General features: G+C 43.2%; 14 protein-coding genes. 5 read left to right on the forward strand and 9 right to left on the reverse strand.

Annotation, left to right across the window (positions count from 1 at the left end; translation table 11 throughout):
* Nucleotides 1-110 precede the first annotated feature (110 nt).
* The 4 genes from QNM16_RS15795 to QNM16_RS15810 all read right to left on the reverse strand — a co-directional run bounded on the left by QNM16_RS15795 (nt 111) and on the right by QNM16_RS15810 (nt 3,844).
* Nucleotides 111-818, reverse strand: a complete 708-nt coding sequence (locus QNM16_RS15795) for a hypothetical protein (protein WP_284021408.1) — start codon at nt 816-818, stop codon at nt 111-113.
* Between the two features lie 84 nt (nt 819-902).
* Nucleotides 903-1,673, reverse strand: a complete 771-nt coding sequence (locus QNM16_RS15800; protein WP_284021409.1) for a lipoate--protein ligase family protein — start codon at nt 1,671-1,673, stop codon at nt 903-905.
* A gap of 66 nt (nt 1,674-1,739) precedes the next feature.
* The gene (locus QNM16_RS15805) at nt 1,740-2,648 is read right to left on the reverse strand and encodes a LysR family transcriptional regulator (protein ID WP_284021410.1); all 909 of its coding nucleotides are present in this window, start codon (nt 2,646-2,648) and stop codon (nt 1,740-1,742) included.
* 239 nt (nt 2,649-2,887) lie between these two features.
* Nucleotides 2,888-3,844, reverse strand: a complete 957-nt coding sequence (locus QNM16_RS15810) for an alpha/beta fold hydrolase (RefSeq protein WP_284021411.1) — start codon at nt 3,842-3,844, stop codon at nt 2,888-2,890.
* 190 nt (nt 3,845-4,034) lie between these two features.
* On the opposite strand from QNM16_RS15810, the gene QNM16_RS15815 reads away from it, so the two are divergent.
* On the forward strand, nt 4,035-4,217 hold the full coding sequence (locus QNM16_RS15815) for an alternative ribosome-rescue factor A (protein ID WP_284021412.1): 183 nt from the start codon (nt 4,035-4,037) through the stop codon (nt 4,215-4,217).
* Nucleotides 4,218-4,284: 67 nt separating this feature from the next.
* The gene (locus tag QNM16_RS15820) at nt 4,285-4,719 is read left to right on the forward strand and encodes a hypothetical protein (protein WP_284021413.1); all 435 of its coding nucleotides are present in this window, start codon (nt 4,285-4,287) and stop codon (nt 4,717-4,719) included.
* Here QNM16_RS15820 and QNM16_RS15825 read toward each other — a convergent pair.
* Entirely contained in the window at nt 4,716-5,663 is a 948-nt protein-coding gene (locus tag QNM16_RS15825; RefSeq protein ID WP_284021414.1) for a bile acid:sodium symporter family protein, read from the reverse strand. The two genes, QNM16_RS15820 and QNM16_RS15825, sit on opposite strands and share 4 nt — an antisense overlap.
* A gap of 202 nt (nt 5,664-5,865) precedes the next feature.
* Here QNM16_RS15825 and QNM16_RS15830 point away from each other — a divergent pair, with 202 nt between their 5' ends.
* Entirely contained in the window at nt 5,866-7,272 is a 1,407-nt protein-coding gene (locus tag QNM16_RS15830) for an alanine/glycine:cation symporter family protein (protein ID WP_284021415.1), read from the forward strand.
* 56 nt (nt 7,273-7,328) lie between these two features.
* Here QNM16_RS15830 and QNM16_RS15835 read toward each other — a convergent pair whose 3' ends face one another.
* The gene (locus QNM16_RS15835) at nt 7,329-8,375 is read right to left on the reverse strand and encodes a PLP-dependent cysteine synthase family protein (RefSeq protein ID WP_284021416.1); all 1,047 of its coding nucleotides are present in this window, start codon (nt 8,373-8,375) and stop codon (nt 7,329-7,331) included.
* 266 nt (nt 8,376-8,641) lie between these two features.
* Here QNM16_RS15835 and QNM16_RS15840 point away from each other — a divergent pair, with 266 nt between their 5' ends.
* Nucleotides 8,642-10,435, forward strand: coding sequence for an ABC transporter transmembrane domain-containing protein (locus QNM16_RS15840; protein ID WP_284021417.1), 1,794 nt, complete (start codon nt 8,642-8,644; stop codon nt 10,433-10,435).
* On the opposite strand, the gene QNM16_RS15845 is transcribed toward QNM16_RS15840, so the two are convergent.
* Together QNM16_RS15845 and QNM16_RS15850 are read right to left on the reverse strand one after the other, a co-directional pair.
* Nucleotides 10,432-11,196, reverse strand: a complete 765-nt coding sequence (locus QNM16_RS15845) for a hypothetical protein (RefSeq protein WP_284021418.1) — start codon at nt 11,194-11,196, stop codon at nt 10,432-10,434. The genes QNM16_RS15840 and QNM16_RS15845 overlap by 4 nt on opposite strands.
* A 445-nt stretch (nt 11,197-11,641) precedes the next feature.
* Entirely contained in the window at nt 11,642-12,406 is a 765-nt protein-coding gene (locus tag QNM16_RS15850) for an outer membrane beta-barrel protein (protein ID WP_284021419.1), read from the reverse strand.
* A gap of 202 nt (nt 12,407-12,608) precedes the next feature.
* Here QNM16_RS15850 and QNM16_RS15855 point away from each other — a divergent pair, with 202 nt between their 5' ends.
* Nucleotides 12,609-13,073: a CreA family protein gene (locus QNM16_RS15855; protein ID WP_284021420.1), complete on the forward strand. Its 465-nt coding sequence runs from the start codon at nt 12,609-12,611 to the stop codon at nt 13,071-13,073.
* A gap of 42 nt (nt 13,074-13,115) precedes the next feature.
* Here the strand turns inward: QNM16_RS15855 and QNM16_RS15860 are convergent, their stop codons facing one another.
* Complete coding sequence (locus QNM16_RS15860; protein ID WP_284021421.1) at nt 13,116-13,493, reverse strand: YybH family protein; 378 nt, start codon at nt 13,491-13,493, stop codon at nt 13,116-13,118.
* Nucleotides 13,494-13,523 lie beyond the last annotated feature (30 nt).

Raw genomic sequence — 13,523 nt, forward strand, 5'->3', positions numbered from 1 at the left:
TGCATAAAGCAAATGGAGTATTTGATGCTGAGGTCAGTCGCGTCTTAGTATTTCTCTATTATTTTAAATCATAGAGTTTTAATAGAGTTTTAGTGTGTTGAAATTTAAACTTATTTTCTATTTAAAGACTGTGGTTGGTATTGGTAGTTATCAAAGGTTACTGTGGACGTTTCTTCTATATCGATAAAGAATGAAAAAGTCCCTCGCATGTCCATTTTAGTTTGGTGTACAAGGACAGCATCGTTCACTGTTATAAATTGCATTGAGAGATTAAAGTCGCTGATATCAGCGAGTGCAACTGGGCTAAACGAGGCGGTATTGTGTACAGAGACCTGTTTAATATGCTGATTGCTTTTATCAATTTTAATGTGGCCAGTTAACTTTCCAATGGCATCTTTGCCGAGATCTGCCAGCTCAACAGGGTAGCTAAAGGTGATGCTATCAGAGGTTTCTTGAACTAGGGTGAGCGTGTGTGTTCTCACTAACTCCCTAATACTGATCGAAAAGCCTTTATTTTCACGTTTTTGTGCAAACTCTTTGATTTGTTTTGGTGATGGCTGTTGACCATTAAGCTGAAGTAGTTGCCAGCGCTGATATGGGTTGTTGTTGGGCTGGTGTTTGGCTTGAATTTCTGTTTTGTCACCTTCTTCAATTTCAATACTATGAATTGTGTAAGACCAGTGTTGCTTGTTGGTTTGAGAAAAACGCTCAAGGGCAGATTCCACTAACTGAATATGTTCGCTTGATGCAGACATGGCAGGTTTGGTGAATACAATAAGTGAGCAAATGATGGCAATGCATCTGAACTGTTGAAACATAAAACGGCCTCCTTTTTGCGTATTACTTTGCAGGCCGTAGCGTGAAATAGACGTGAATATGAAAGGCCGGTATGCCTTTTAAAGTTATAGAGGCGTTTTAAATTCTTCGAGCGCTAAGAGGATCTCTTTTCTTAAAACTTCTGTGAGTTGCCCATTTGGATAATGACCTGCTAGGTGCCTATCTACACTGGTTGAAGCATGTGGGTCGTAGCGATTATCAGCGCCTGCAAGTTGATAAAATTGATTGACGACTGCGGTTGTGTCATGGGGGTCAGCTTCTATCATAATCATTGCTTGTGCCAATACTGCGCGGTATAAACCCTGTTCATTTCTTGGTGATAGCGCGACTCGCTGCGCAGTACCTGTGACTTTCAATGCATCTATATTGAGATTAAAGCGACCATCACAATACGCGCCAGGTGTTTCCCCATATTCGCTTTGCAAGCCAAGACTGCGCAGTGCGCTGCGAATGGGTTCACATAAAGCGATATATATGGAGTCTAAATCTAATGGTTGCGACTTTGTTTGCGCAAAAATCACCGAGAAGTTTAAAATACCGGGACCATGAGGAACGGCAGTACCACCGCTTTGCCTCACTGAAACTGGCCAATCTAATTGCGCGAGTGTATCGCAGGCATCGTTAAACATCGGCAACTTGGCTTCTTTACGGCTGACGATCAGTGATTGAGGGCATTCCCATAACCTAATTGTGGCAGGCTGCATGCCTTTAGCAACTTGCATCAGTAGTGTTGAGTCTTGCTCTAATGCGCGCTCAGTAGATGTTTCAATGGGCTCGTTAAGTACAGACCACGAATAGGCGCTATACAGCTGAGTTGCTAATTCTTTTTCATTCATATGTACTTGTCCCTAATTATCATGACACCTTCTCTAGTATAGACGCCGGTGTGGCATGGTGATTTACTATGAGTTGGATGTCTCTGCCGTTGGCATCATCATACTTTGATAACGCAATTCACCTAAAAACGCTCTGGCTGCTGGGCCTAGGCTATCACCATCGACAAAGGTGAGGTGCAGCTGAACTTTTCGTGTCTGACCCGATTGCAGGTTGAGTGGGACAAGCTCACCACTTTGCAGTTCTTTTGCAATTAAAGGCACTGGCAGCCACGCAAAGCCAAAGCCATTTTTTATCATATCAATAGAAGTGCGCATATGGCTTACTGTCCAGCGCTGAGAGGCCTGCAGCCAGCCTGAGTCATGACTTTTTGATACCGCAGAGTCCCTAACGACAATCTGGCGATGAGACTTTAAATCTTCTAAGGTCAGTGCTTTTTCAGTTTGATTGAGTGTGTGCTCGGGGCTTGCAGCGGCAATAAACTCAATTTGGCATAATTCTTCACTAAATAGACCTTCAAGGGTAAAAGCAGATACGGCGATATCAACCAAGCCACCTTGCAACTGCTCATTGGCTCCATTGAGTACAGATTCGACAAGTTCGATGCGCAGAAATGGGAATTCTTGTGATACTTTATCAAGCACCTTATACAGTAAGTGCGATGGGAAAATGGCATCGATGGCGATACGCAGCTTAGTCTCAATGCCTTCTGCGAGAGTCTCTGCAATGGTTTCGACTTTTGAAGCTTCCTCTAACAGGTAATCAACTCGGCGCAGCATTAATTCACCGGCAGGAGTTAGGAGCGTTTTACGACCTTCGACACGAAATAGTTTTACGCCAAGAGAGGTTTCAATTTTATTCACGGCGTTGTGAATGCTGGATTGGCTCTTATGAATTTGAGCCGAAGCTTGGTTAAAACCGCCATGCTCGACGACGGCTTTAAACATACGCCACTGCTCGAGCGTTACTTTAAGCATGAGCCACCTATTTGCTGTATGTATAAGGATTGTGTGATAAGCATATTACACGAAAAAAAGCGTCAGGTTCATATTGTTTAAACAAATTTATAGCGCTGTTTTAAAACGTTTATTTGAGTTTTTTTGAGTGTTTTAGCGGAAAAGTTTTTTAGTATTCAGGTACAGTAAACTTTCTCTCGCGTAATTTAGATACTCCCAAGCAGTGAGGCTCATTCGTTCGTGAATGGGCTTTTTTATTGCTAGAAGGGCGCTGATCCCCAATGCGCTTTTTGCTTTTTTTCAGCCTGTTTTTTAGCGCGTTTAAGCTCACTTTTACGCACGTGCTTCGTTATCCATTTGATCATTTTGGGCGCCAACTCTGGCGGAATGTTGTGACCCATTCCTGGGACAATTTTTAGTTTTGATTTACGGATCTGCTGTGCCGTTTTCACCCCTTCTTGGCTCGGAATTATGGGGTCGGATTCACCGTGTATTACTAAGGTCGGTGCCTTAACTTTGGCCATCAGATCCTGACGACTGCCGCTTGCAGCCATCGCGGCAAATTGGCGATGAAAGCCATGGGGGTTGTTTGCGCGCTCAACTGTATCGATTGCCTGACTTTTCAGTGTCTTTTCATCTTGGGGGTAAGCTGGGCTGCCGATCAACTGGTTAAGACGAATATTATAGCGAATTGCGGCTTCTCTATTTGGTTTGTTAGGACGAATTTTAGCGAGCTGCAAGAAGACTTTTAGGTTGGAATGAGTTAACTTTAGAGAGGAAGAAGAAGACATAATAGAGGTGAGACTAAGCACTTTTTTCTTTTGCTTTGCGGCAATAAGCTGCGCAATCATACCGCCCATGGAGGCACCGACAAGATGGGCTTTTTTTATTTTTAACGCTTTCATTAATGCCAAGGTATCTTCGGCCATTTCTTCTAACGTGTAGGGTACTTTAGTGCGCATCGGCAAACGCGCGCTAACCCAGGTTTTAAATAAGTTAGGGGTACCATATTGTTCTAACTGAGTTGAAAGGCCGGCATCTCGGTTGTCGAATCGCACGACTCTAAAGCCTTGCTCAACCAAGCCATAAAAGAGTTCATCGGGCCAGAGTGTCATCTGCGCACCAAGCCCCATGATCAAGACAATAGCAGGTTTGTTTTTATCCCCTTCATCTTGATAGCTAATAGAAATATTGCTGCTGATAGAGATTGATTTCATAGTGATATAATTGCAAACGCCCTCAGTGCAGTTTAGGCATAAAAATAGCAAATGCCTATGAACTAATTTGTTTTAGAAGGGTGTATACTAGATGCTGATAGCGCCGACTACGGCAAAAACCAGGCGATAAAAATTGGCAGCTATTGTGAATACCAATTGTTATTTTACAATCATATTAATAGGATGAGTGATGCATAAAAAAGTACATCATAGCCATGAACATCATCGTGGTGATATTAAAGATAATGCCTTGAAAGCATTGGTAACTAGCCCTGTATTTAAGAGCAAAGTTGAGAAAGCAAAAAAAGGCAAAGGGAGCTTTCGTCGTAAAGCAAAACATCAAGGCCAAGAGCCCTATTTTATGGCAGCGTAATAAACGCGGCGAGCCATAAAATAAGGTTTTTTAAATCGTATTCATTGCAAGGAGTTTTGGAGATAAAATGCGGAAAAGGACGTGTGCACTGACTATTATCGCTATTGGACTTATCGGATGCCAAGCAGCGCCTTTTACTTATAATCCAAAAGGGATAGAGCAGGCGCGTTTAGCACACATCGTTTTAGAGCAAGGCCCTCGTCAGTATGCACAGGATTATCTTGCTAAAATTGAATTTATTTGGAATGAACAAGGCGAGGAGCTCAGCGGGCGGCTGCCTTATGTGAGTGCCAAGTTTGATAGCATGAAGGTCTCACCTGGGGTTTATCGTATTCAGGCGTCCTGTGCCAACAATCAATACAAGGGCAGTGTGGAAGGGATTTTTAATTTTGAGCCAGCTAAAAACTACCGCTTATTGTGTGAACCGAAAAAAGACCGCCACACACTGGGGTTTGCGGTCTCAACGCATGTTGCACTTAAGCTGGAGCAGCTAGCTGATTAATCTATGCTTTGAATTTGCTCCGATGAGGTTGTGTCAGGCAAGGCTTGTTTACTCCAGAAGCTTGCTAGTATCGACCCACTGATATTATGCCATATTGAAAAAACAGTCCCCGCAATGGCCGCTGCCGGTGAGAAAAACTTCATTGCTAACGCCACTGCCAGTCCCGAGTTTTGTAGGCCAACTTCAAAGGCTATGGTCCGACAGACGACTTCTTGAAATCCACACCACCTTGCAGCCCAATAGCCACTTAACAAGCCAATACCGTTGTGCACAATCACTGCACATAAAATCACCGGCCCTACCGAAGAGAGCTGTGCTTGATTGAGCGCCACAATGATGGCGATGATAAAGACAATGGCCAACATGGATAAAAGTGGCAAAACAGTTTGTATTTTTGCTACTTGCTTTCGTAACAAGGTATTGAGCAATAAACCAATGAGCACAGGCGCAAGCACTATTTTAAGTAGGTTTAAAATCATCGCTTGGATGGGAATATCTACTAGTTGCTGGGCATACAATGAGATTAAAAATGGCGTGACTAAAACACCTAATAAGGTGCTGATGGCCGTCATCGTTATGGATAAAGCTACGTCTCCTTTGGCCAAAAAACACATCACGTTACTCGCCGTGCCACCCGCTACACAGCCCACCAGAATAATACCAAGACTCAACGTATCGTTTAATCCAAATGCATAAACAATGACTAGTGCCACAAAGGGCATGACTAAATATTGTAGTAGCACACCCAGCATAATGGCTTTGGGCGTTTTAATCACGTTACTAAAGTCTGACCAAGTGAGTGTTAAGCCCATGCTGAGCATGATCACAGTTAACAGTGGAATGATGGCAGATTTAAAGGGAGTAAAAAAATCTGGATTGACATAGGCAATGACACTGAGCAAGAGTGCCCATAGTGGGAAAAGTTGAATGACTCGATTTAGCATAGAGCTCTCATTTGGACTGATTAGTTTGATCATTGAATCGCGAAATTGTGGAATGAGTATGTTGTAACGCAACTATTTATGCATTTGTATATTTTTCACCCCACTGTTATGTTAACAAGCAGTAAACCTTAGTCAATCATGTTCATTCGACTTCATTAAATTTGATGTTTATTGGGTGGCATTCACAGTGATAGGAAATTCTATGGTCGAGCAGAGTGTGACATTCATAAACCAGTTATTGTGGGGTAAAGGGCAGATTCTGATTTATGTGCTTCTGTTTGCCGGTTTTTGGTTTACATATAAATTGCGTGCTATTCAATTTATGGGCTTTAAACATATGTTTTCGCTTGCAAAAAACAGTGGTAGTGCAAATCCTAATGGGATCAGTTCATTTCAAGCTTTGTGTACTGGGCTAAGTGCCCGTGTGGGGACTGGGAACTTGGCAGGTGTTGCAATGGCCATTTCTTTGGGTGGCAGTGGAGCCGTTTTTTGGATGTGGGTGATTGCATTGCTTGGGATGGCGACTGGATTTGCTGAAAGTGTGCTAGGTCAGCTTTATAAAGTAAAAGATAGTCGCAAAGAGTTTCGTGGTGGACCTGCTTACTATATTCGAGCTGGACTGGGTAAAACATGGCTTGCGGTGTTATTTTCGCTGTGCTTATTTTTGGGCTATGGCGCCAGCTTTAGTGCGATGCAGGCAAACACCATGGCGGAGGCATTGAACAACACATTCGCCATACCAACTTATCTTAGCGGGCTAGTCATAGCTGGTGTTGCTGGAATTATTGTACTGGGGGGTCTTAAGCGAATAGCCCGTTTTGCAGAAATAATAGTACCTTGGATGGGGGCGGCATTTATATTCACCGCGATCATGATCAGTGCTATCAATTTTAATCTATTACCTGGGCTTTTCGCTGATATTGTGCTGTCTGCGTTTGGACTGACAGAAGCCTCAGCAGGGGCGCTGGGAGCAGCAATCAAAAGTGGTATCCAACGCGGTATGTATTCTAATGAGGCAGGTGCTGGCAGTGTGCCCCATGCAGCAGCGGGGGCAGCTCCCAACCCAAATCATCCGGTTGTACAAGGTTATATCCAAATGCTGGGCGTGTTTGTGGACACCATTGTTCTATGCAGTTGTACTGCTGTGATCGTATTACTCGCGGGAGTTGGTGCTACTGGAGAGATGGCGGGGATCAGTGTAACGCAGCAGGCGATGGCAGTGCATTTTGGTGAATATGGAGATGATTTTATTGCTTTGGCTATTACGCTATTTGCATTCACTTCTGTGGTCGCTAATTATGCCTATGCTGAGAGCAACCTGCACTTTTTTAAACTCGATAATACCTTGGGTAGATTAAGCTATACGGGTATTTATCTTGCAATGGTCATATGGGGAGCAAATGCCAGCTTGCAACAGGTATGGAACTTGGCAGATATGTCTTTAGGGTTGATGACCTTGGTAAATGTCTATGCCATTGTGTTACTCACGCCAACAATAAAGAGCCTGACTCAGGACTATTTGAATAAAAAGCGAGTGGGTGGAAAGCCCGAATTCCATCGAGGGGATGCAAGCATACAAGGTAACACTGCACCCGGGGTTTGGGATTAAAAGCGAATCTAGCGCAAGTTTGTGAGCAGCGGCAGCCTTGCCACCGCTACCAATCGTTAAGTGTTGAACCATGTAGCAAGTTGTTGCTGATACGGCGTAATATCCCCAATGTTATTTTTAACCCACTCTGGATTGTAATAGGTATCTAAATAGCGCTCGCCACTGTCGCAAATTAAAGTGACGATGGCACCGCCTTTATTTTGATTTTTCATTTTTTCTGCACTTGTTAAAGCACCCCACAAGTTGGTGCCTGTGGATGGCCCAGCTTTACGCCCCGTAAATTGTTCAAGCCATAACATCGCTGCAATACTGGCGGCATCCGGCACCTGCATCATATGGTCTATGACATCGGGCTGAAAAGATTTTTCTACTTTGGGTCGGCCAATGCCTTCGATACGACTAGAGCGGCCTGTACAAATGGTGTCATCATGTGCCGTATAGCCTTGATAAAATGCGGAAAACTCTGGATCGACGACCATGAGCTCGGTATCATAGCCTTTGTACAGAATGTAGCGGCCAAGTGTTGCAGAGGTACCGCCTGTGCCTGCACCCATGACAACTAGACTGGGCACTGGGTAGGGTTCACATTTCATTTGATTAAAAATACTTTCTGCAATGTTGTTATTACCACGCCAGTCTGTCGCCCGTTCGGCGTACATGAATTGATCCATAAAATAGCCATCGCACTGCTTTGCAAGCGCGGCAGCGGTATCATGCATTTGTGTGGCGCAATCAACAAAATGGCATTGTCCGCCATAAAATTGAATTTGATCTATTTTACTTTGCGCCGTTGATGCTGGCATCACGGCAATAAAAGGCACGCCTATCATTTGTGCAAAGTAGGCTTCGGACACTGCAGTGCTACCAGAGGAAGCCTCGATGACGGTGGTGCCCTCTTTTATCTTTCCATTGCACAGCGCATACAAAAATAATGAGCGGGCAAGGCGGTGTTTTAAGCTACCGGTAGGGTGGGTGCTTTCATCTTTTAGGTATAAATAAATATCGTTGAACTGTGGTAGTTGAAATTTAAACAAATGCGTGTCTGCAGAGCGATTTTGATCGGCTTCTATTTTCGCAATGCTTTGCTTTACCCAGCTTTTCATATTTATGAACTCCTATTGTGCGTTACCCAGATGAAAAATCTTATTTATTCTTTTTGGTTATAACTTATTCTATATCTAATTTGGAGATAATTTAAGCTTTATTTTTGCCTGCAAAGGTCGGGTAGTCATTTTGCCTTGTTACTTTTTGTAGCAAATTAATATTTATCAAAGCGAAGGGCGCATTTTGATCATGCATTTAATATGGCACACTGAGCACCATAAGTTGACGTGTTTGCCAGCGCATTCATCTAGGTAAAGGAAAGAAATTGAGCTATATCCCCCCAAAAAAACAGCAAAAAGCCATTGCGAGCTTGCTACCCATAGTTACGTTTATTAAGCCGTATAAGTGGGTTGCCTTGTTAGCACTGCTGGTCTTGTTAATTACCGCAGGTCTTAACTTGTCCATTGGTCAGGGGGTGAAATTTGTCATTGATAGCGGTTTTATCGCCGGCTCTAAAGAGCAATTAACACAAGCAATTTCTGGATTAGTGGTTTTGATCTCGTTAGTTGCTGTAGGTACATTTTGTCGCTTTTATTTGATGAGCTGGCTTGGCGAGCGCGTTAGCGCGGATATCCGAAAAGCGGTATTTAATCAAATTGTGCATTTACATCCGAGCTATTTTGAAGAAAACCGCAGTGGCGAGATGATGTCACGTTTGACAACGGATACGACTTTGCTGCAATCCATTGTCGGGTCTTCTTTTTCGATGGCGCTGCGCAGTGCTTTGGTGTTGCTCGGTGGCTTAATCATGTTACTTGTCACCAATATTAAATTGACTTTGTTGGTGGTTGCCTGTGTGCCATTGACACTAGTACCTATTATGATTTTTGGTAAACGGGTACGCAAGCTGTCGGAGAACAATCAAAGTGCCATCGCGGATATTAGTACCTATGCAGGTGAGATCATTCAACATATCAAAGTGGTGCAAAGTTACACCCACGAAGAAAAAGAAAAACACGCTTTTGGCGGTGAGGTAGAGAAAGCGTTTAATGTTGCAAGGCAAAGTATTAAACAGCGCTCATTTTTAATCGCAGCTGTGATTTTTCTGACTTTTGGTGCCATCAGCGTGATGCTGTGGGTCGGTGGCATGGATGTGCTTGAAGGACGTATGACAGGCGGCGAGTTAGGTGCTTTTATCTTTTATGCCATTATGGTGGCAATGTCGGTTGCAACCATTGCAGAAGTGTACGGTGAATTACAGCGAGCAGCGGGCGCAGCTAGTCGATTATTGGAGCTGTTGCAAATCGATAGCGCAATAAAAGATGTCACCGAGCCAAAGCCAATGCACTATGGAAATGAGGTGAGTATTGCATTTAAAAATGTGGATTTTTACTATCCCTCAAGGCCAGATACACCTGCACTCAAAGATATTAATTTATCTATTTTGAAAGGAAAAGTAGTGGCTTTGGTTGGCCCATCTGGTGCAGGTAAAACCACTTTATTTGAGCTATTACAGCGCTTTTATGATCCTCAACAAGGGACAATTGAGTTTAACAATGAAGTGATAACGCAAGTATCACTGACCGAATTACGCCACTCAATGGGCATGGTGCCACAGCATCCTGTGCTCTTTAGCTCTGACGTTTGGCATAACATTCGCTACGGTAATCCAGACGCATCTGATGAGCAAGTGATAGAGGCTGCAAAGCGCGCCCATGCCCATGACTTTATCGAGCAATTACCAGATGGCTATGGCAGCTTTTTAGGGGAGCAAGGTGTTAGGTTATCTGGGGGTCAAAAACAGCGTATCGCTATTGCACGCGCTATTTTGAAAGATCCAGATGTTTTGTTATTGGACGAAGCCACCAGTGCATTGGATGCGCAAAGTGAATTTCATGTACAAGCAGCGCTCAATGAATTAATGCAAAACAGGACGACTCTGATTATTGCTCACCGCTTGGCAACCGTGACCCACGCGGATGTGATCGTGGTGATGGATAAGGGTCAAGTTGTTGATATGGGTACGCATCAGGGGTTACTTGAGAGCTCCGTACTTTATCAAAAGTTATGTGAGTTACAATTTGATAAAGCACAGAGTATTGAAAGTGTTACTACTTAAAATTGGTAGATAATATTACCATTAATGAGGGTGTCATCTTCATTACGGTTGAACCAATTAGAGCGACTGTGTACGACTTCTAATGAGCCGAGAAAGCGCTTTGTGAATGCATACTCAAGGCTTAGGCTAAGGCCATATGCTGAGCCATCATCTGAAAAGTGACTTAGGGCGCATTCTGCTGCGTGTTGCTCATTGCAGCCTTCGTATGTTGTTCGGTAATAAGTGCCATCAATGTCACCTGTTTGGTAAAAAACACTGCCATATAAAAGAGTATCCTCTGATAAGCGATAGCCAGTTACCCACGCAATATCAATAAGATCATGGTCTAATTCCCAAGCTCTATTATCTGAAGGCAACAGGTTACTTTGCTCCTTGCTTTCTACACCAGACTCATGATCAGATAAATAACCAATAGTAATAGCATGAGAAAGGTTGCCGGCCTGCGCTGTTTCTGCATGCTGTCCTGAAAGCTGGTATTTTAGAGTCGCTTTGACAGCTTTGCCTGTTTGGTACTTGGCTGAAAAGCCAGCACCAAGAGACATTTCACCACTAACGTAAAGGCCTGTATCATTTGACTTAAGCGGCGAATCACCAATTGGAATTGGCTGACCTTTGTCTAGGCCGATTGCTAGTTTTACATTGAAAGGTTGACTGTGTACTTCTGGGCTATCTAGTCGAACTGAACCTGTGTCAGCTTCTGGCGTAGAGTTACAGCCAGTGAGTACGGCTAAAGAAGCCAAAGCTGCAGCGCATTTTTTCATATACTTCTGATCCCTATTGAGCTTTTAAATGATTATTATTGCGGCTATGGATAGTATCGTCTTTTCCTTTAATAGCAACAGAGTGAATTAAAAATAAGCCATTTAATGAAAAACTACATCTGCTTAGTGAGCTTGTTGATGATTTATCAAAAATTAAAAGCAATGAAAATTTTGAGGCTCTATAAGTTGTGTTGTTGGGTGAAGTAGCCTTTGCATCGCGAGTGTAGTGTGAACTGCATGTGTAGCTGCTCCCAATGAAGTAATGCAAGATAGGATGACTCTGAATATTGCTCATCGCTTAGTTTTCGTGAACTAGGCGGATATGAGCGTTATGACGGTTAAAGGTCAAATTATTGATATGGGCACGTATCATGGGTTGCTCGAAAGCTCAGTACTTTATCAAGACAGTGTTTGATAAAGTACTGAGTGTCGAGCGTATTCCTACTTAAAATTGGTAGGTTACCTTTCCATTAACAAGCGTATCTTTCTCTTTGCGATTGAACCAATTACTGTGACTGCGTATTGCTTCAACTGAGTAGGAAAGGTGTTTATTAATTGCGTATTCGATGCTCAAGCTGAGGCCATAAGTAGAGCCATCATCTGAAAAGTGGCTTAGGGTGCACTCTGATGCATGTGACTCGCTGCAGCCGTCAGAGACTGTGCGATAGTAAGCGCCATCGATTTCACCAAATTGATAAAATGCGCCGCCATACACAAGCAACTCATCTGATAAGCGATAACCTGTTATCCATGAAACATCAATAAGGTCATGGTCAAGCTTCCAATCTTTACGAGTTGCAGGGGAGTTGTTACTGCTATTTTCTACTAAACCAGACTCTTGATCAGATAAGTACCCAAGTGCAATAGCGTGAGAGATATTGCCAGCTTGTGCTGTTTCTGCATATTGTCCTGAAATCTGGTATTTTATAGACCATTTGTCTGCTTTACCTGATTGGTGTTTAGCAGAAAATCCGCCTCCCAAAGACATCTCTGCGCTAGCAAAAGACTCCGAGTTATTTGAATCAAGTGGAGCCCCTTCGATTGGAATTGTTCGGCCTTTATCTGTGCCTAATGACAACTTTAATTTGAAAGGTTGACTGTGCACTTCAGGGCTATTAAAGCGAGCTGAGCCAGGGTCAGCTTCTGGTGGTGTCGATTGGCAACCGGTTAGAACGATTAAAGAGGTCAAAACTGCAGCACATTTTTTCATATACTTCTGATCCCTGTTAAGATTTTTGATGTGAATTATTGCGGCTGTGGATGGTATCGGTTTTTCCTGTAATAGCAACAGAATTATTTGGAAATATGCAATTTAATGAAACATGCCATCTCATTAGTCAAGGTTGAGAAGGTTAAGGTAAGATGCAATTATAGAGTCAGCTTGTTGATGACTTATCAAAAAAGGAAAGGCAATGAAAAAGTACATGGTTTTAGTAATGGGGCTACTTATTACAGGGTGTTCAGACAGTGAGGTTGGCGACGTTTCTTTGGGGTTATTTACGCTAAAAGACATTAAATTAGACTCTATGATTGACCCTGTGGTAACTGGTGTCACATGCCATGTTGCTAGTGTTGAAGCAGACTTGAGCTTATCGGACCCAAGTGATAGCTCAATCTCATGTCGTCAAACGGGTGAGATCACAGCTGCCATGATAGCCAGCATTGATAAATCGAAATCTGGAGAAGTGGTATTTAAAAAATCCAAGAGCATCTTTTTAAAAAGCATGAAAGTGCGTCGAATTTATGATGCAAAAAGTCAGACGTTGATGTACTTGTCATATAGTACAAAAGAAACATCTGGCAGTTTTAAGCACAGCCTATCCACGGTGCCTTTATGGGGCACTTCTGCTTATGCTACTGCAAAAGCAGAGCAATAAATGGATGTCATGGTCGAGCTGAGTTCGACCATGACAAAGCGGTTACTTTTCGCCTAATACTTCAAACTCGTCATAAATCAGACGTGCATGGCCATCTGCTTCAATGACCCAATGCTCTTTATGCACCACCCCATAGGCTTTGTTCATGGTCCATTTTGAAGTCAGAATATAGCCGCCCTCAGGGGACGGTTGCCAATCAACGTCGCTGTAGTCGACACTGTGAAACCCTTGATCCATTATGTCTTGCCAAAACTGTGCAATTTGCTCACGGCCAGTGAACTCTCCAAATGGCGATGCTTTCATCGTGGCGTGCTCTGTATATTGCTGCGCACACGCTTGTGCATCTTGACGGTTAAAAGCTTGTTGCCATGCGCTAATGCCTGCTTTACAAAGTGCCAGTTGTGTTGTGTGAGTGTTCATTTGATTGCTCCGATAAATTAAACTTGTTTT

Origin of the sequence: Pseudoalteromonas umbrosa (assembly GCF_030125375.1) — a bacterium.
GTDB classification, from domain to species: Bacteria; Pseudomonadota; Gammaproteobacteria; order Enterobacterales; family Alteromonadaceae; genus Pseudoalteromonas; species Pseudoalteromonas umbrosa.

Excerpts from the sequence above, each read along its gene's own strand:
- QNM16_RS15810 (WP_284021411.1), bottom strand. The coding sequence starts at position 3,844 with ATGAAATCAATCTCTATCAGCAGCAATATTTCTATTAGCTATCAAGAT.
- QNM16_RS15815 (WP_284021412.1), top strand. The coding sequence starts at position 4,035 with ATGCATAAAAAAGTACATCATAGCCATGAACATCATCGTGGTGATATT.
- QNM16_RS15825 (WP_284021414.1), bottom strand. The coding sequence starts at position 5,663 with ATGCTAAATCGAGTCATTCAACTTTTCCCACTATGGGCACTCTTGCTC.
- QNM16_RS15820 (WP_284021413.1), top strand. The coding sequence starts at position 4,285 with ATGCGGAAAAGGACGTGTGCACTGACTATTATCGCTATTGGACTTATC.
- QNM16_RS15830 (WP_284021415.1), top strand. The coding sequence starts at position 5,866 with ATGGTCGAGCAGAGTGTGACATTCATAAACCAGTTATTGTGGGGTAAA.
- QNM16_RS15855 (WP_284021420.1), top strand. The coding sequence starts at position 12,609 with ATGAAAAAGTACATGGTTTTAGTAATGGGGCTACTTATTACAGGGTGT.
- QNM16_RS15860 (WP_284021421.1), bottom strand. The coding sequence starts at position 13,493 with ATGAACACTCACACAACACAACTGGCACTTTGTAAAGCAGGCATTAGC.
- QNM16_RS15845 (WP_284021418.1), bottom strand. The coding sequence starts at position 11,196 with ATGAAAAAATGCGCTGCAGCTTTGGCTTCTTTAGCCGTACTCACTGGC.
- QNM16_RS15805 (WP_284021410.1), bottom strand. The coding sequence starts at position 2,648 with ATGCTTAAAGTAACGCTCGAGCAGTGGCGTATGTTTAAAGCCGTCGTC.
- QNM16_RS15835 (WP_284021416.1), bottom strand. The coding sequence starts at position 8,375 with ATGAAAAGCTGGGTAAAGCAAAGCATTGCGAAAATAGAAGCCGATCAA.
- QNM16_RS15850 (WP_284021419.1), bottom strand. The coding sequence starts at position 12,406 with ATGAAAAAATGTGCTGCAGTTTTGACCTCTTTAATCGTTCTAACCGGT.
- QNM16_RS15800 (WP_284021409.1), bottom strand. The coding sequence starts at position 1,673 with ATGAATGAAAAAGAATTAGCAACTCAGCTGTATAGCGCCTATTCGTGG.
- QNM16_RS15795 (WP_284021408.1), bottom strand. The coding sequence starts at position 818 with ATGTTTCAACAGTTCAGATGCATTGCCATCATTTGCTCACTTATTGTA.